The 17,796-nt window shown below is 44.4% G+C and carries 21 protein-coding genes; 11 read left to right on the plus strand and 10 right to left on the minus strand.

Going from position 1 to position 17,796, the window contains the following annotated elements:
• Positions 1-101 precede the first annotated feature (101 nt).
• The 3 genes from AC58P7_RS07465 (at position 102) to AC58P7_RS07475 (ending at position 1,692) form a co-directional block, all read left to right on the plus strand.
• Positions 102-428, plus strand: a complete 327-nt coding sequence (locus AC58P7_RS07465) for a hypothetical protein (RefSeq protein ID WP_497341352.1) — start codon at positions 102-104, stop codon at positions 426-428.
• Positions 429-602: 174 nt separating this feature from the next.
• On the plus strand, positions 603-1,154 hold the full coding sequence (locus AC58P7_RS07470; protein ID WP_497341354.1) for a superoxide dismutase family protein: 552 nt from the start codon (positions 603-605) through the stop codon (positions 1,152-1,154).
• Between the two features lie 22 nt (positions 1,155-1,176).
• The gene (locus AC58P7_RS07475) at positions 1,177-1,692 is read left to right on the plus strand and encodes a hypothetical protein (protein WP_497341356.1); all 516 of its coding nucleotides are present in this window, start codon (positions 1,177-1,179) and stop codon (positions 1,690-1,692) included.
• Between the two features lie 70 nt (positions 1,693-1,762).
• On the opposite strand, the gene AC58P7_RS07480 is transcribed toward AC58P7_RS07475, so the two are convergent.
• A complete protein-coding gene (locus tag AC58P7_RS07480) occupies positions 1,763-2,191 on the minus strand; it encodes a CBS domain-containing protein (protein WP_497341358.1) in 429 nt (142 codons plus the stop codon).
• Between the two features lie 47 nt (positions 2,192-2,238).
• On the opposite strand from AC58P7_RS07480, the gene AC58P7_RS07485 reads away from it, so the two are divergent.
• Positions 2,239-2,748: a divergent PAP2 family protein gene (locus tag AC58P7_RS07485; protein WP_497341360.1), complete on the plus strand. Its 510-nt coding sequence runs from the start codon at positions 2,239-2,241 to the stop codon at positions 2,746-2,748.
• Between the two features lie 40 nt (positions 2,749-2,788).
• Entirely contained in the window at positions 2,789-3,265 is a 477-nt protein-coding gene (locus tag AC58P7_RS07490) for a GNAT family N-acetyltransferase (protein ID WP_497341570.1), read from the plus strand.
• Here the strand turns inward: AC58P7_RS07490 and AC58P7_RS07495 are convergent.
• Both AC58P7_RS07495 and AC58P7_RS07500 read right to left on the minus strand, forming a co-directional pair.
• Complete coding sequence (locus AC58P7_RS07495) at positions 3,262-4,926, minus strand: ATP-binding protein (RefSeq protein ID WP_497341362.1); 1,665 nt, start codon at positions 4,924-4,926, stop codon at positions 3,262-3,264. The genes AC58P7_RS07490 and AC58P7_RS07495 overlap by 4 nt on opposite strands.
• Positions 4,927-5,043: 117 nt before the next feature.
• Complete coding sequence (locus AC58P7_RS07500; protein WP_497341364.1) at positions 5,044-5,796, minus strand: MBL fold metallo-hydrolase; 753 nt, start codon at positions 5,794-5,796, stop codon at positions 5,044-5,046.
• 136 nt (positions 5,797-5,932) lie between these two features.
• Between AC58P7_RS07500 and AC58P7_RS07505 the strand changes: the two genes are divergently transcribed.
• The 3 genes from AC58P7_RS07505 (at position 5,933) to AC58P7_RS07515 (ending at position 7,935) form a co-directional block, all read left to right on the plus strand.
• Positions 5,933-6,832 (plus strand): alpha/beta hydrolase, encoded by a 900-nt coding sequence (locus AC58P7_RS07505; protein ID WP_497341366.1) that lies wholly within the window; start codon positions 5,933-5,935, stop codon positions 6,830-6,832.
• An 80-nt stretch (positions 6,833-6,912) separates the two neighbouring features.
• A complete protein-coding gene (locus tag AC58P7_RS07510) occupies positions 6,913-7,530 on the plus strand; it encodes a stalk domain-containing protein (protein ID WP_497341368.1) in 618 nt (205 codons plus the stop codon).
• 90 nt (positions 7,531-7,620) lie between these two features.
• Entirely contained in the window at positions 7,621-7,935 is a 315-nt protein-coding gene (locus AC58P7_RS07515) for a DUF1292 domain-containing protein (RefSeq protein WP_056612546.1), read from the plus strand.
• 61 nt (positions 7,936-7,996) lie between these two features.
• On the opposite strand, the gene AC58P7_RS07520 is transcribed toward AC58P7_RS07515, so the two are convergent.
• Positions 7,997-8,416, minus strand: a complete 420-nt coding sequence (locus AC58P7_RS07520) for a DUF1885 family protein (protein ID WP_497341370.1) — start codon at positions 8,414-8,416, stop codon at positions 7,997-7,999.
• A gap of 85 nt (positions 8,417-8,501) precedes the next feature.
• The gene (locus tag AC58P7_RS07525) at positions 8,502-9,971 is read right to left on the minus strand and encodes an aminotransferase class I/II-fold pyridoxal phosphate-dependent enzyme (protein WP_497341372.1); all 1,470 of its coding nucleotides are present in this window, start codon (positions 9,969-9,971) and stop codon (positions 8,502-8,504) included.
• Between the two features lie 171 nt (positions 9,972-10,142).
• On the opposite strand from AC58P7_RS07525, the gene AC58P7_RS07530 reads away from it, so the two are divergent.
• Positions 10,143-11,408 carry an MFS transporter gene (locus AC58P7_RS07530; RefSeq protein ID WP_497341374.1) on the plus strand — a complete coding sequence of 422 codons (1,266 nt, stop codon included), beginning with the start codon at positions 10,143-10,145 and terminating at the stop codon, positions 11,406-11,408.
• Positions 11,409-11,441: 33 nt separating this feature from the next.
• On the plus strand, positions 11,442-12,611 hold the full coding sequence (locus tag AC58P7_RS07535; protein WP_497341376.1) for an MFS transporter: 1,170 nt from the start codon (positions 11,442-11,444) through the stop codon (positions 12,609-12,611).
• A gap of 73 nt (positions 12,612-12,684) precedes the next feature.
• Here the strand turns inward: AC58P7_RS07535 and AC58P7_RS07540 are convergent, their stop codons facing one another.
• From AC58P7_RS07540 to AC58P7_RS07560, 5 genes are all read right to left on the minus strand, one after another.
• Complete coding sequence (locus tag AC58P7_RS07540) at positions 12,685-13,344, minus strand: TetR/AcrR family transcriptional regulator (protein WP_497341378.1); 660 nt, start codon at positions 13,342-13,344, stop codon at positions 12,685-12,687.
• Between the two features lie 38 nt (positions 13,345-13,382).
• The gene (locus AC58P7_RS07545; RefSeq protein WP_497341380.1) at positions 13,383-14,429 is read right to left on the minus strand and encodes an ABC transporter permease; all 1,047 of its coding nucleotides are present in this window, start codon (positions 14,427-14,429) and stop codon (positions 13,383-13,385) included.
• Positions 14,426-15,154 (minus strand): ABC transporter ATP-binding protein, encoded by a 729-nt coding sequence (locus AC58P7_RS07550; protein WP_497341382.1) that lies wholly within the window; start codon positions 15,152-15,154, stop codon positions 14,426-14,428. The genes AC58P7_RS07545 and AC58P7_RS07550 overlap by 4 nt, the downstream gene beginning before the upstream one ends.
• Positions 15,155-15,328: 174 nt before the next feature.
• Positions 15,329-16,006 (minus strand): hypothetical protein, encoded by a 678-nt coding sequence (locus tag AC58P7_RS07555; protein ID WP_497341384.1) that lies wholly within the window; start codon positions 16,004-16,006, stop codon positions 15,329-15,331.
• A gap of 110 nt (positions 16,007-16,116) precedes the next feature.
• Positions 16,117-16,755 (minus strand): DUF1054 domain-containing protein, encoded by a 639-nt coding sequence (locus AC58P7_RS07560; RefSeq protein WP_497341386.1) that lies wholly within the window; start codon positions 16,753-16,755, stop codon positions 16,117-16,119.
• A 195-nt stretch (positions 16,756-16,950) separates the two neighbouring features.
• Here AC58P7_RS07560 and AC58P7_RS07565 point away from each other — a divergent pair, with 195 nt between their 5' ends.
• Positions 16,951-17,796: a stalk domain-containing protein gene (locus tag AC58P7_RS07565; protein WP_497341388.1), complete on the plus strand. Its 846-nt coding sequence runs from the start codon at positions 16,951-16,953 to the stop codon at positions 17,794-17,796.

Genomic DNA, 17,796 nt, shown 5'->3' on the forward strand with positions numbered 1-17,796 from the left:
GTGCATGTTTTGTTTTTCTATGAATATACATGAGGCTAAGCAACAATATTTCACTAATTTACTATGCTGAGTTTCTATGAAAACTCGTAGGAGGAATCCGAATGAATCGGTCGGATGTTATTTTGGAGCTACAACTTGTACCAGAATTATTGAAACAAGCAGAAGCCATCTATGTTGACGCGGTATCTGAATTGAATTGGGCTAAGCATATGCTTCTTACGAAGGAATATGAAGTCATTGGTGAAGGTTTGGTCACCGGTAAAAACGAGCTTCAACGTCAAGCGGAGTTGTGGCCTTATACGAAAGACTTACAGAAGCAGGTTTTACAGATGGAGGATGCAGTTGAACATACGAAGGTTGAGTTTCATTTCTATAAACGGAAATTAGAAAATCTTCAAATCATCGCAAAACTCATGACAATTTTTTGAATGTTGGGGAGATTAACAATAAAATGCGCCTGCGATCGAAAGATTGCAGGTTTTTTGTGCTGAAATCAGGTGATTTAGAAAATTTTATAGATAAAAGCGATTACCGTGAAGCGCAGTTGTGCATCCTAAGGGTAGAATATACCAATGTGAGGTTGTACAGGAGGATTATACAAGATGAAATCAGTTCAAATGATGATAACGGCCAGCTTGAGTCTCCTTATGTTGACAGGTTGCCAAGCTACTAGAAGTACATCCGTATCAGAGGCTGCTGCGCCTCCATCAACAATCACTGTTGCGCTCATAGGATCCAACAACCAATCTGTAGGGTCTGCGCAATTAACCGCTGTCCAGGATGGTGTGCAGTTGGATGTACAAGTTAGCGGACTTCCTCCAGGTGTACATGGTTTCCACATACATGAGAAAGCGATGTGTGAAGCGCCAACGTTTGATTCAGCAGGAGCGCATTTTAATCCGTATCACAAGGAGCATGGCTTCTTAAATCCCAAAGGCGCGCACGCAGGAGATCTTCCTAATCTTATCGTCGATGCGCAAGGAAATGGGAAGTTCAGCGCGGTTACGAAGTCAGTGGTCATGACCCCAGACAAGCCGAATTCCTTATTTAAACCGGGGGGAACTAGTTTGATTGTTCATGAGAAGGCAGATGATCTAAAGACGGATCCATCCGGCAACTCGGGTAAGCGGATTGCTTGCGGTGCTGTGAAATAAGGGAAGGAAGGGTTTCGACAACATGATTAAAACACAGGATCTCAAGTTGCAAATGGATGAATTAACCAAACAAAATGATATGGTTCTGATTGAGTTGGAGTCGGTCAAAAAGATGTTGATCTCAAGTACTCAAGGCTCGCAAGACAGTCAAGGGCAGCAGTCATCTTCAAGTAACAATGATACAGGGCAAAATGAGTCAGCGAAGAATACCGCTCAAAATCAAGATCAGAACCAGAACCAAGGTCAAGATCAAGGCCGAGGACAAAATCAAAATCAAAGTCAAAGTCAGAACATGAAGACAGGTCAAGGGGATTCGAATAATCAGCAAGTGACAGATTTAGCGAATGAACTTTTGAAAATAAAAGATTTAGTCGTTAAGCTGGAACAAAAGACGTCGCAGTACGTCAGCTCTCAGTCGAATGGCTCGTTAACCGAAAAAGATGCAGTTAATCTCGTTCTGACCTTAATGAATGGCATGGTTGACTGGGCCAGTGAGTTTGTATCTTCTAAAGCCTCATCGAATGGTCAGGTCCAATAAGAAAATGATTCTGAAAGACAAAAAAGGCTGAGTTTATCAGCCTTTTTTGTCTTTCTTATACATATATGAATTAGGGCTGTACGGCTGATTTGGATTTAAAGTTCATTTGCTTCGCACAATATTCAATAATTTCACTTCTCCGAACAATACCAATGAATTTATCGGAATCATCGACAACAGGAACGAAGTTTTGTACTTTAGCCAAGTCAATCAGATCCACCATGTCGGCATGAATGTGAACGGGCTTATTTTTGACACGCAGCGGAACCTCTTCAAGCACATGACGGTGTGCGTTCTCAAAACCGATATGCTCCGAATTTTTGAGGAACCAGAGTAAATCCCCTTCGGTAACTGTACCGACATAATGTCCATCATCGGAGAGAATCGGTACAGCGGTATAACGATGATACTCCATACGTTCCAACGTTTGTCGAAGTGTTGCTTGTGGAGTTGTAGTAATAACTTCGGATTTAGGCAAAAGGAAAAAAGCGATATTCATTAGTTACACTCCTTACAAAAGAATCAATGCATTTAGTATATCAAACTTTGCGCATAGAATCTAAACCTGTGATGGATGCTAGTAGTGAGGTGAAAGAAATGAATCGAGCATTGACTGCGGCGGTGATCGGTATTGGTGCCGCGCAAGCCATCAAAGTGCCTTTAACGTATGTGTTCAGTAAAAAATGGGATTGGTCACAATTGATTCAAACGGGTGGGATGCCGAGTTCACATTCTTCTGGTGTTACGGCAATGGCCACGTATATTGGGATGAAGAGAGGCTTTTCTGCGATAGATTTTGCGGTGAGCTCCGTATTCGGAGCTGTTGTCATGTATGACGCAATGGGGATTCGCAGATCAGCTGGAGAGATTGCAGTTGAAGTGAATGATTTAGATGAGCAAGTCGAACGAATTGCCCGGCAACACCCTGGGTTATACCATGCTAGAAGACGTAAAGCTTTGAAGGAACGTCTGGGTCATTTGCCGCGAGAGGTAGCTGCTGGCGCCCTCTTAGGATTTGCCATCGGCGCATGCAGCTACCTACTAGAAAGGAAATAACACGGCAATTGGTACATGTGGACAACATTTCCGGAATGAGATAAGATCAAGAAACGATCTTAGAGAGGAAGATGGCCGCATGGAAACGATTCGTGTAACTACGATGGAACAACTGAAAGCTTGTTTTGCTGTCCGCTTTAACGTATTTGTGGATGAACAACAAGTACCCGCACACTTAGAGATGGATGAGAAGGATGAGTCGCCGGAAGCTTGCCATCATTTTCTAATCCTAGATGGTGAACGCCCTGTCGCTACATCTAGATGGTATGAATATCAAGAAGCAACAGCCAAATTACAGCGTGTTGCCGTTTTAAAGGACTATAGAGGGCGATCTCTTGGGAAACAACTTATACTTGCCATGGAACAGCAGGCTCTTGAGCTAGGCTGTCAATACGCCATTCTCGATGCGCAATGCCAAGCCGAAGGCTTTTACAGTCAATTAGGCTATACAGTGATCTCCGAAGAGCCATTCTATGATGCTGGCATTCTTCATGTCAGAATGAAGAAGCCGCTTTAGCTTACAGCGGCATTATCAATGTCAGTTGTCATGGTATTCGTAAGAGGGAAAGTTAGGATAAAGCGTGTTCCTATTCCGAGCTCACTTTCAACTTCCAAAGTACCTTGATGATCCTGAACGATTTTGTAGCAAATCGATAAACCTAGACCGGTACCGGTTTCTTTCGTTGTGAAGAAGGGATGGAAAATTTTCTCTAACTGATCACTCGGAATGCCAGGCCCGGTGTCGGCAATGATTAAAGTCGCGTTCTTCTGATCGCGGCTTATTTTCATGTGGATGGAGCCACTCTCTTCCATTGCTTCACAAGCATTTTTCATCATGTTTAGGAGTAACTGGATCATTTTGTCCTGATCCATGAGCATAAGAACGGCATGGGTGGATTCATGGAAATGGATTTCATGCCCAGAGCTTGTTGCTTCAGATTCAATGAGTGAAATGACTTTAAGGACACATTCATTCAATGAATGGGTTTCATAGATCGTTTGATGAGGCTTGGAGAATTGGAGGAATTCGCCTGTCAAATCACTCATCCGATCGATCTCGTCCATGATCAATTCATACCAATTTTCAATATTGTAATCGCTTGCTTTTGACAGTTGCAAAAAACCTTTGACCGTTGTTAAAGGATTACGAATTTCATGGGCCATTCCTGAAGCAAGTTCTCCAACAACACGCAGCTTTTCTGATCTTTGCATTTGTTCTTCACGTTTTAACCAAGATTCACGTTTCTTTATAAATAGATTATGCTCGGCATGCAAAATAAGATCATCTTTCGTCAAGGCATCTTGCGGAAAGATGGCAATACCGTACGTGTTTTGAATCCCCGTAAGCTTAGGAAGCTCAGAATCTAACTTCTGCTGGAAGGAAGCGGTTGCTAGAAAATCCTTATAAAGCGGCATCACGACTGCGAACTCATCTCCGCCGTATCTGGCAATAAAGAGCGCATCTTTGAATAAAATCTGGAGGAGATCAGCCATTTGCTTCAGGACAAAGTTACCTGCTTGAAAGCCTCCCGAGGTATTCATCGCTTTCAAATCTGTGCAATCAATTAGAAACAGCACGAGTGACTGGTGATGTTTGATTTGTTGTTCAAGTCTTCTGTGGCACTCCTCATAATTGTATAAACCTGTAAGCGAATCTTTTTGCGTTAGTAAATCGCGTTCATTGCGCAAGCGATCTATTTTACCGCTTCGTAAAAAAGCTGCTCTATTTAATAATGTAACCGCTGTAAAATCAACGATACTCATTAAACCGTACATGGATTCTCGGCTTGCGGAATGTGTAATGAAATTAACATTTAATAAGTAAATGGTGATAAAACCAGCTGAAAGTGACCATGATTTCATTAGGTTTTCTTCTTTGTATGTATAGCGTGCCAGTGTTATTAAATATAAGGGATAGCATAGACTGGATTGGCCAATCGCGTGAAGGAAACCGATAATGAGCAGTTGAAGCCATGGTCTGGCAGGAAGTGAAGTTTGATAACGAACCGACAGGATGTAAAGAAAAACAGCGAACAGAAACAAAGGGATGTTCAGTACTGCATGTAGATAGGTAGAATATAGGCCGTATAGAATGACATAAACATAATAAACCCCATTGATAATCACCGTATCATCTCCCGAATGGATATTTCCTCCGTTCACACACTCTTGTGACAAGTTCTATACTTGTCATAAAATCCCTGCTGTTCGCGAAAAAAAAATGAGAAAGTACGTGGAAATTATCGAAAAAAGCCTTAAGAAAATAAATTCTCAAGGCTGGCGTCGAAATTTAGTTTAGTCGGAGATTTCGATGATGTCATGCTGGTGAATAAAGGTCATTAGACCTGTCTTGCCAATATAGTTCGGCATAAAGTCATCATAATGCATCAAATAGATGATTTCCTGAATCTCAGCAGGGAGTGTGAGCAACTCCTCTAATGTGGCGTGAACAAATCCGGAACCGCTTAATTGACAATCGTGAAAAATGGTGTGACAATTTCTAGTGCGCACAACCTCGTTGATCAGCAACTCTTTATCGAATTGGATATCCGCGCTATAGAATGTGTGATGATTAATAAAGAATGAATAGTTAAGCTTCTGGGCGATATGTAAAGTAGGAATGATTTCAATCGTAAGTTCAGGAGTGATGAGGGTGGGTGTGTTTTCTTGCAGAAAGACTAGTTCGAAATAATCTTGAAGCTGGTTGAAACCTTCCTCTGGATTATATAGACCGCCTTTCAAGGTATTCTCCCATAGAATATGTGCTAATGCCTCGGTGACATAAAGCTTCGTTCGTTTCCGTTTATACTGATAGAATAACCGAAAGGCTATTTCTTCAAGGCCGGCTACATGATCGGCGTGAATATGTGAAATAAAGATACCATCTATTTGGTCCAGTTCTAATCCGATTTCAAGAAGTGATTTAGGTGTAGTAGCTCCACAATCTATTAGAAAGTTCAATGACTTCGAACGGATTAATGCACTTGTATTGTAATATAATTTGGCAAAGGCACTGCCGGTTCCCAACATTTGAATTTGCAAACTCATTCAGCAGCCTCCATTTTTCGACAAAAATCCATCTTTTTCTAATGTAACATGGGAGGTTGCTGACTTTCAACCCATATATGCAGAATTAGAGAAACAGTATCCATTAAGTATTCGAATAGAAGGTGTTGATTTCACTATGAATTGGATTCTCGTATCCATCGTCTTTTTGTTAGTATTATTGTGTTTGATTGGGCTTTCGATATTTGTGGGTTGGCAGTTAACGCATCCGAAGCGGAAGTTAGTGGACGATACACCCGAAAACTATCTCATGCAACGCATGGATGTCAAATTTCCAAGCCGAAGACAGGATGTCATGCTAGATGGCTGGTACCTAGAATCTCTAAATGCGCCTTCAGCTACTTCTACCATGACGGTTGTCATGTCCCATGGTTATGCAGGAACTCGACTGGAGAAGGGGCTTCCCGCCTTGTCGTTAGCGCAAGCACTTGTGCAAGCAGGGTATCATGTTCTTATGTTTGATTTCCGTAATTCAGGCCTTTCTGAAGGGAAAACGACAACGATTGGTTTTTTGGAAAAAGAAGATATCCTTGGCGCGATCGATTGGGTGAAGTCACATACGAATACGCCTACTAAAATCACTTTACTTGGCTTCTCAATGGGAGGCACCGCATCTATATTGGCAGCTGCAGAAGAGAAAGACGTCTCAGGTGTGATTACTGACAGTGCTTTTAGTCAGCTTTACCCTTATTTGAAGGAGAATCTGCCTGTGTGGTCCAAACTCCCAAGGATTCCCTTTACTCCGCTTATTTTATTCATTCTGCCGAAGTTGATCGGCGTAAACCCTCATGCTGTTGACGCATTAGCTGCTGTCGATCGGATCGCACCAAGACCTGTGCTATTCATTCATAGTCAGGACGATCCTGCTATTCCGTTTGATAATAGTGTCCAAATGTACAAGCGTCATCCCAATGTTTTTGAGCTATGGATCACACGCGAAGCGGGTCATGTAGGGTCGTTCCAAGTGCAATCGGATGCTTATATTCAGCGTGTTCTTAATTTTATTGCAAAATTATAAATTCATCGCAACTCTTCATAAACATCGGCGTATAAAGATGCAGACAGACAGATGACTAACGAGGTTGGAGGTTAAATGAGATGAAAGTTCAACGCATTTTTACGTTGATGGTTGTGTTCTTTGTTTTGAGTACGGCTGCGGTGGTAGCCTCATCGATATGGGGGGAATATAAAGGATATAATATCGCGAGATTAGTCGTAAACAATCAAACCAAAGAATTCGGAGATTCCGATGTTCCACCACTTATCGTGGATGGCAAGACGGTGTTGCCGTTACGCGCCATGAGCGATGCATTACAAGCATTGTTGAGGTGGGAGGATTCAAGTAAAACGGCTTACTTGTATAAGCCGAATGTACATATGTTCTTTACAACGGAAGTTCGTAAAGATTCAGCTATCGTCCCTTTCGGAGTCGTTGAACGCGGCAAGCAAGCGGACTTTATCGTATTCGCGCAGGTAGATAACTTGAAAACAAGCATTAATTCCGTTCGTGTTTCCATTGTTTCACCTAGCGGTAGCAATGTGATTACACCCGTTGTTAAATCAATTTCAGATTCCAAAGAGTCGTTTTGGTTGAAAGTTCCTTTGTACGGTGTTTCATTTGATGAATCAGGCACATATGTTGTTAAATTCGCTATGCAGCAAGATGGAAGCAGCGATTACTCGGTCGTTTCAGAAAAGCAAATTCAATCAGAGTAAGTCAATAAAAGCATAACTGGTTTGACCTCTTAATATGAAAATGTTAGGATATTTAAGTAACTTATTACTTGATGAAATGAGGTTCTGCCTGTGAGCGATGAGAAGCATGATCATGTGCACGGCCCGGACTGTGACCACGATCACGACGAGCAAGGGGAAGATGTTTTTATCGTAACGGACGAGAACGGTGTAGAACATGAAATGGTCATGGTATATACCTTCCAATCTCAGGAGCAAGCGTATGCTGTTTTACTGGATCGGAATGATCCTGAAGCAGATGGCGTGATTTTCCGTGTTGAAGAAGAGGACGAAGATGCTTTCCTCGTCAACATTGAAGATGAAGAAGAGTGGGAACGTGTGGTAACGATTTACAATGAAATCGTGGCTCAAGAAGGCGAAGAATAAGAGCTATACATAAGAACCCCCTAGCAGAGTGATCTGTTAGGGGGTTTCTGTTTGTGGTTATTCATTTTCTAGGATTGAAATACATGATTCTACCGTTAAATAGATGGAGTTCAGCTTTCAGAAGTTTACTCAGATATTTGCAGAATTCATTGCCCTTGCTCTTGTCACCATGTGTGGCATTGTCGGGTAATACGAATTGCACGAACTGGCGCTCCTGCTCCTGGTTTTGTTCAGAACCGACGCCAACTACAATCGCATGATATAAGGGATTGATGCCTTTCAGATAAAACCATTTGCCTTCGCCTTCCGGTTTCGTCTCAATCGTGTAAGGGAATCCGGCTTCGTCATACTCCCAACCAAGCTGTTTGGCTGTCTGGCTGAGTTGATCGCGATAATGCAGCAGCTTTTCCTTGAGTTCATCCAAGGTAAGTGCGGCGACAGTTGATCCTGTTACGAATTTAATATAAGCGCTTTGAGCCATTCCTTGATCACCTCATTCGCAAAACATCACCCATATCATAGCATCATGTAAACGGTTTTACAATATATCCCTTGTGATAGAGAGATTAGAAGATGGCCTGCGTTTCCACGATAACCTTTACTTGTTGCACATTGCGATCCTCAGGCCCTTTGACAGGTAATCCGACTTCCACATGCTCAACAATATAGTCGATCAACTCTTGCGTAATGACTTCACCAGGTAGCAATATCGGAATGCCAGGCGGGTAGACATAAATGAACTCAGCAATGATACGATCAGCAGAGTCTTTGAATGGCAGAATCTCCGTTTCTCCATAGAAAGCATCACGCGGTGTCAACGTCAATTGCGGGATTGCTGGAACCTTGATTACTACTTCTTTGACCTCAACAACATCATCATTGATGTGGGATAACTCTTGTAAAGCCGTTAGTAAAATGTCAACATTCTCTTGCGTATCCCCTGGTGTGAAGAGACAGAGGATGTTGTACATGTCACTCATCTCGACCTCGATATTGTAGTGATCGCGCAGCCAGTTCTCTACTTCAAAGCCTGTGACACCTAGCTTACGGACGTGTACACAGATTTTGGTAGGATCATAGGCATAAGTGGCTTCATCACCGAGAATTTCTTCACCAAAGCAATAGAGGTTAGGAATTTCGTTGATTTGTTTTCTCGCATAGTGAGCAAGCTCAATTGTGCGTTCTGCCATGTCGCGTCCATTGATAGCGAGATGGCGGCGCGACGTATCTAATGAAGCGAGTAAAATGTACGAAGTCGAAGTCGTTGTCAGCATCGAAATGATCGTCTGAATACGTTTCGGATTCACGCGATTTCCTTTGACATTGAGGACCGAGCTTTGTGTCATGGAACCACCAAGTTTATGTACACTGGTAGCAGCCATGTCAGCCCCTGCTTCCATGGCGGACATAGGCAGTTTCTCATGGAAATGAATGAGTACACCATGTGCTTCATCAACAAGTACCGGCATGTTGTAGCTATGTACAAGATCAACGATCTCTTTGAGATTGGTACACACGCCATAGTAAGTTGGATTGATGACAAGCACTGCCTTGGCATCTGGATGCTTCTCAAGGGCACGGCGAACCGAGCGGGTTGGAATGCCGTGATCAATACCTAGATTTTTATCACGTGCAGGCTGAATAAAGACAGGTTTAGCACCAACGAAAATAATCGCGGCTAGCACGGATTTGTGCACATTCCGAGGAACGATAATTTTATCGCCTTCGGAACAAACCGTCATGATCATGGTCATGATCGCGCCGCTCGTGCCTTGCACGGAGAAGAACGTATGATCCGCGCCAAACGCATGTGCAGCCAGCTTCTGAGCTTCTTCGATGACGCCCATCGGTTGGTGTAGGTCATCGAGCGGTGCTATATTGATAAGATCGATGGACAGCGCGTTGTCGCCAATGAAAGCACGAAACTCTGGGTCCATGCCGACTCCTTTTTTATGGCCAGGAATATGGAACTGAATTGGATTTCTTTCCGCATGCGCAAGCAATGCAGAGAACAGGGGTGTACGGGTATGATCCACCTGATTATCGCTTCCCTTCTATCGTAGAGTGCTTGTCAAATGTTGCAACAAACAAAATGAGTATATCAAACTAGAGATTTCATGCAAGTTAATTTTTTCAAAATAGTTTGCTCCAAATGGGGTCAAACTAACAGCATGGCGTGTAAATAGGCAAATAAAAGGAGAAATTGGATGATTTGGATGCAAAAATGGCGAAAAAGTCGGTTATTTTCCCCATTTGTGATGGAATTGTTAATTATTATGTTTGTTGTCGAATTTGTAAAGGGTGCTTTGCTTTTAACGATTTTACCGGTATATATGAAAACAACCCTCGGTGCCTCGGCTTTTATTATTGGCTGGACGCTTGCTGCCCAGTATATTGGCGATAATGTATTACGCACACCTGTGGGATGGATCATTGATAAGCTGGGTTATCGAGTAACCATGCTTACAGGCGTTTTGTTGACCTTCTTATCGGTCATTATCATGGCAATAACGTCCCAATATATATGGATGATTATCGGCTGTGCACTGCTTGGATTCGGAACCGCACCTTTGTGGCCCTGTGTGATCACGGGAACGACAGAGGTTGCAGGCGATGAGGGTAAAGCTACGATCATGAGCGTGGTTTATATGGCGTGGTTGTCAGGCGTTGGGCTAGGTCCAGTGGCGATTAATTTCTTCGTAGATGAAAATAACTATGCCTTTGCATTCAAGATGCTAATTGGCTGTATGACGCTGGTCGTCCTTGTCGCTCTTATGCTACCACGAAAGCAGGGAGTGAGCGTGCCGAATGGTGGTCGTGTAGGGGAGAAGGCGGCAATACGGTCGCAAGTGGAAAAAGGGCAAACACGGTTACAAAAAGTATCTACCTATCTAACCGAGGTTCGTAAATCGATGTCGGTTAGTCCTTTGATGTTTCCCGCCATGTTTGCACAGACGTTCGCTTTAGGCATCCTAACACCCATTCTAACGCTGTATGCCAGAGAAGTACTGCACCTATCTTCCTTTCAGTACAGTTTGTTCTTAATCGCTGGAGGTGCGGTGACTGTCATATTTCTTATTCCGATGGGCAAAATGGTGGACCGAGTTGGCATTCGTCCCTTTCTGCTGATTGGATTCTCGCTTAGTTCGGCCTCTTTGTTGCTGTTTACCTATGCGAAATCAATGGGGATATTGTACTTCCTTGTAGCCGCGCTTGGTATAGGCTATGCATTCATTATTCCATCATGGAATGCACTGATTGCTTCGGCTATTCCACCGGAGAAGAGAGGGGCAGTATGGGGCTTTTTCCTCACGATTGAAGGACTTGGGATGATCGTAGGTCCTATCGTATCTGGCAAACTGTGGGACGTTTATGGATATCATGCGCCATTCTTAATGAGCGGATTTGTACTCATAGGGCTGCTTGTTCTTCAAATGTTCATTTCCATCCCCAAAAAAGGTATGGTACGATAAGGGAAAAGAATTGGTTTGGAGGCTTAACGCATCATGAATAAACAGATTGGAATCATCATGCTGTTGCTGATGACGATCTTTATCGGATTCGGAATTATCATTCCTGTGCTGCCAGAAGTCGTGAGTGGAGTAGGAGCGAAGTTTCATAACGCATTACTCTTATCGGTGTATTCTGCAGCTTCATTCTTGATGTCTCCGATCTGGGGAAGCTTATCGGATCGAATAGGCCGTAGACCGATTATCCTAATCGGACTACTAGGCTTCAGTGTAAGCTTTTTAATTTTCGGCTTTGCCAATGATCATTTATGGATCATGTATGTGTCCCGTATTCTAGGCGGCTTATTCTCAGGCGCGGCGACGGCTTGTGCAGTTGCTTATGTAGCGGATATTACGACGGCAGAGAATCGGACCAAGGGTATGGGCATGGTGGGGATGTCGATTGGCTTAGGCTTTATCTTCGGACCGGCAGTCGGCGGTATTGTTAGCAAATGGGGAACTTACACGCCTTTCTTCGTGGCTGCCGCGCTTGCATTTGCTTCCTTCTTATTTGCAGCTGCGATTCTAAAAGAATCCTTGACGGTGGACAAGCGGAGATCCGCGAAGGAAAAAGCTCCTTCGCGCTGGACCGCATTTGACGGTGCTTCTAAATATCTGTACGTATTATCGTTTTTCGTCTCGTTCACTTTGGCAGGACTTGAAGCCACGCTTCAGTATTTTCAAATGGACAAAATCGGCGCCACGCCGTTTGACATTGGGATGATGTTCCTGGCGAGCGGCATCGTCGGCGCCCTGATCCAGGGCGGCGTCGTTCGCCGCCTAGTCAAGCAAGGCGCCGAGCAGTTCGTCATCGGCGTCGGGCTAGCGCTCTCCGCAGCAGGCTTCTTCCTGCTGCTGTACTCAAGCAGCGTGGTCACAGCTGCAATTTACTTATCGGTCTTCGGCGCAGGGAATGCGCTGATCAGACCGTGTGTGACGTCGCTGATTACACAGCGTACGAAGGTGGGGCAAGGCGTCGCGACAGGGCTCAGCTCCTCCATGGACAGCCTGGGCCGCATCGCGGGCCCACTCCTTGGCGGAGCGGTGTTCGCGATCGCGCACTCGCTGCCGTTCATCATCGGCGGCGTGCTCTGCCTAGCTGCGATCTTACTGCTGCAGCGCTTCATTATGGTTGATCGCCAAACTACCGCGCAGCGAGCGGTCTAGGACGTTGAAAAAGCTGCACACCGGTTTCTCCAAGGGAGAACGGTGTGCAGCTTTTTTTTGACCATGCAACTTGTTATACACGAGGTGATAAACCGTACATAATGAATTTGACGGTATAGTCGATTTCTTTCTCTTCATCCCACTCGGCATCGGGAACAAGTAGAAAACGGGTAATGAGAAACCCAAAAATCGTGGAAACGATCAGCCGCATCGTAGTGGGCGTGGGGAGATCAATGATTTGACCCTGCTTCTGGAAATGTCGAATCGCTTTATATGCTTTTTCCAGCACAAGAACAGCCACCGTTTCTTTAAATTGTTCACGCAGCTCGGTGTGGAACGGGATTTCATGCAGGAAGATTTTGATCACAGGAAAATGCTTGCGAGCAAATTCTAACCGATTAACGGTAATCGCGCGTAAGAATTGTTCAACACTTGGATATTCAGCTTCCAAGACCTTTGTAAAATCTTTAACCGCGAACGGAGCAATGAGCTTGGTCATCATGGGAGCTACGATCGAGAGGAGCAGCTCTTTTTTCGTTTTGTAATGACGAAAGATCGTGCCTTCCGCGACGCCAGCCTTCTGGGCAATCTCGCTCGTTGAGGAGCCTGCAAAACCTTTTTCAGAGAAAATCTCCACGGCCGCTTGAACAATCTTAATCTGTTTATCGGTCATTTTCTCTTCTTCGTCGTTCAGACGCAGCAGTTCAGTTAACCATGGCTCGATATCGGACATTGCATTCACCTCTTTTTCTTCTCAGAGACATCCATCCATTATATCTTACGATGCTTCTTCAATGCCACAATATTCAAGATCATAAAGACGAGAGTGAATGAAGTAAGGACGAGCACATCAAGCCAAATACGGTCCCAGCCTGCGCCGCGAATCATAATATTTCGCAGGGCATCAGCGCCATAATACAGCGGCATCAAATGACCGATCCAACGTAGGTACACTGACATCGTATCCAAGCTGAACAAGCCGGAGAAGAAAACTTGCGGCACGATGATGAGAGGAATGAACTGAATCATTTGGAACTCATTATTAGCAAAGGCAGAAATCAGCGTTCCCAAGGAAAGCGCAGCAAGGGCAAGTAACAGTGTGATTATCAACACATACCAGAACGAGCCAACCATCATAAGACCGAGTACGCTTGTTGCAAACCAAGCAATGAGTGTAGCCTGCAAGGTAGTGAAGATCCCGAAGCCAAGGATGTACCCAACGACGATCTCCCACCGTCGCAATGGTGTAGCGAGAAGTCGTTCCAAGGTGCCGCCAGTACGTTCACGAAGGAAGGACACACCTGAAAGCAGGAAGACGAAAAAGAAGACGAAGAATCCAATAAGGACCGGTCCGAAATTATCAAAAGCGGCCATATCAGCTGCACCGTGCAAATACGTAATGGTTGGCGCGAGAGCTGTGACAGCGCCAGCAGGGGCAGCGCCAGCAGGGGCAGCGCTTTGTAAAGCTTTTTGCAGCAAGAAGAGCACAGCTTTGTTCTTGCTAGGATCACTGCCTTCGAGAGTCAATTGCGGTGTTGTTCCATTCATAACGAGCACAGCGTCTAGCTTGACATTGTCTAACTCCGTTTGGGCTTCTACGGCGGAGTAGACTGTAACCTCTGCGTTCAGATCCTGCAGCTTCTGAATGAGTGGAGCTGGGACATTCACAGCTCCAAGCATAGGGACATAGGTGTTGCCATTGAATACTAATGACATCATGAACAGAATAAGCATTGGGGCAACCAACATCATCATGAGGGTGCGTTTATCATGGAAAAATTGGCGAAGTATGCGAATAACAATAGCGCGAATTCTCATGCCCCAGCACCTCCATATACTAAGAATGCTTCTTCAATCGTGGAGGAAGAGGTGGCGCTTTTTAACTCCTCAGGCGTACCTATAGCGGTGAGTCTCCCGTCTCGAATCATGCCTAGCTGATGACATTTGTCCGCTTCATCCATGACATGTGTCGTCAAGAGGATGGTCGTTCCCTTAAGGCTCAGATTTGCTAACTCTTGCCAAATTGATTTACGTAAAACAGGGTCTATCCCAACGGTAGGCTCATCAAGAATAAGTATGCTGGGTTCATGCAGCAAGGAAATGGCAAGAGATAAACGCCGCTTCATGCCCCCAGAATAGTGGCTAACTTGCTTCTTCAAATGGTCGCCTAAATCAACGAGCTCCATGACAGCTTGAATGCGCTGTTTACATTTGGTTCCTTTGAGCCCGTATAAGGCTGCGAAGAATGCGAGGTTCTCTTGCGCAGTTAACTCGGTATATAAGGCATCTGACTGCGCCATATAGCCAATTTGGGAAAGCATTGCAAGCTGTGGCATCTTCTGCCCGAGCACGGTTACCTCACCGGATGTGGGGGCATCAATACCTGCGATCATGCGTACGAGTGTTGTTTTACCCGAACCAGATGGCCCAAGGAGTCCGAAAATTTGTGCACCTGGTACAGCAAGCGTGATATCCTTCAATACAACTTTTTCACCAAATTGCTTGCTGACCCCTTGGACTTGAATCGATGTGGCGGTGGTCATAGCGGGCACCTCTCTCAATATAATAATAAAGTGAGTAATCACTCACTGATGATACTAAACTCATCTTACGACATTTCTATGCCATTAAGAAGTGAGTAATCACTCATTTTATATAATAATTATGCAAACAAAGAGGCATTCCGTAGAATGCCCCTCCTGTTACTCTCATGAAACTTACTTCTTCGATTTCGGTTCCATTTTGTGATCAACCCATTTCTCAATGGAAGGTGTTAATTGATCCTTGATGGATACCACGAGCTTGTCCTTCGAAATGCCCTTCGCCTGCGCAATCTCTGTTAATGACTTCCCAGCATGCAGCTGCGTGCGAAGTTCATCCTTACTCATACCAAGCGACTTTGCGAGCTTCTCCGTGTCTGGTTTCAAGCCGAATTTGTGCTTGCCGTGTCCAGGATGATGAGCTAACAGGTTCTTCTCATTGAGAATGAACTTCAAATGCTCGCCGAGCTTTTGCTTCATATGCTCGCCTTGATCTGCTGTCAGCTTGCCGTCTTTCACGGCAGCTTCAATCTTGGTTGTTCGCAGCTGTTGGAGCTTAGCGGTTAAATCGGCTTCCGAGATTCCTTTCTCTGCGGCAGCTTCAACAATGCTTTTACCGCTCTTCAGTGATTTGAAGAGGACTTCTTTGTCCACACCGATAACTGTGGCGGACTCTTCAATGATCGGCCACTTACGCTTGTGTTGACCGTCATGTCCTTTCTCGTCAGCTTGTAATTGTAAAGTTGGCTGCTCGTCGGAATCCGGGTTTTGGGCGAAAGCAGTAAGACTTCCTCCCAAGATACAAGATAGAGCGATAGAGCTGATAAGTAGCTTTCGCATGTTTGTTGTTTTCATTCGTTTCGAGGCCTCCTTTCCTGTTTATTGGGAATTACAGGACATAGTCTGTGCAGGAAAGCCTCATTTTAGTTGAAATTAACCTTAATTTAATATAAATTTTTGCTGAATTAGAGCGATGGGGTATCCACAGCAAGCTTGTACAGAGGAAGCAGCTTTTGGAAGGTCTGTTCGATTAAGAGCTCCAACTCAGCGGGATTTGTCAAAACAGGGTCATCGAAGCTGAGATTTCTGCCGATGAGAAGCTCGGCTTTTTTGACATCACGGAAGCGAATAAGAGCTTCGTTCCAGCCCTTTGTGCCGAGCGTAGACACGGGGGTAGCCTCTTTTTTCATATGATCAAAAGAGAGTAGGAAATCAGCAGGGATTTCACTTCGAATCTTTTTTAAATTGTTCATATAGGTCGTTGCGATATTGCCTTTGTTCGGAAGCTCGTAAATAAGTGCAAGCCATATAAATACACGATCATCGAAGAGTCCAACTTGGAAGTGAGGCACCTGCTTGTAGCCGCGTTTATTAGGGCAAATAGCCATCCAAGTGTCAACAGGTGGATTGATTTTACGACGCAAATGCTTGGCAATATGAAGGAACATTTCAGTTCCAGCTTGCACGGATAATTCTGCGGCTAACCGATCGCCCAACGCTTTAAATTTAGGTTGAATTCGCTCGCGAATGGCTGCCATACGTCCGTCTAAGCCTTCGATGGCGAAGGTATCGAAATCGTGTTGTGTAAATCCAGTAAAACTCATTGTAGGAGGTCCTCATTTCACATGCTTGTTTTTCAACTATTCTAAAGCATATTATCCCTTCCCGCAATTGATTGCGAGTTTCGTTGACATGGTTCCATAGGTCATAAAGCTGATTTTGTCGGATGAAGCAGGGGAATTCAGGGATTTGTCGAATGTTTCATACAGCGAACTATGTAAGGTACAGGAGGACAACGAATGAAGAAGATGCCGAAATGGTCAAAAGTTGCAATCATCGGGACACTAATGGGGACTTGCTTTGGCGCAGGTGTGTATGCACAAGATGTGCTGCAGCGTGTCGACGCGTATCTTCGAAGTGATTATAAGGTCGTCGTCAATGGACAAGCCGTTCAGCTTGCAAATCCGCCATTGATTTATAATAATTCGAGCTATTTGCCTGTGAAAGAACTGGCTGGTTATCTGGGCGCAATTGTTAATTGGACGGAGAGCACCAAAACCATCTATGTGAATTCCAGGGTGAATCCAACGCAGCCAACGGAGGGTAATCAAACGAACTATTCCGAAATTGTTTTGCAATTTCCGTATGCGCAATTTATGGATTATCGCGGGGCTACCTATCCCGTGCTGATCAATATGGCGGATCAAACGTATTATCGGTTAGTTGATATTGAGCGGATGGGCATTCGTACGGAAGGCTTGCGGAAAGCGAAGGAGAAGTATACAGGGCAATTGTATGTGAGCGAGGCAGAATTGAAGAATGCTTGGGGGAACGAGCCCCCGCAAATGTCTTATTCGAATTTCGAACCACTCGTTGTAACTGGGGAGAAAGATCCGATTAAGCTGAAAGTATTGAAAGAGTTTGTGGAGCAATTCCGCTATTTGAAAATTAATGATGTCATTTTTACTTCGAGTCCCATTATCCTAGATAAATTGACGGAAGAAAATACATACAGCTATTTGCTCTCTGATAATGGCCATTTCTATCGAACGACCATCAAGTTAAATCAAACTACCAAAACCGATTCGACGTTGGATTACTCGGTAGGAAGCTCTTCCAAAGAAGATATCCAGGCTGGGAAGTAA

The sequence above is a fragment of the Paenibacillus sp. J22FR5 genome, assembly GCF_059691975.1.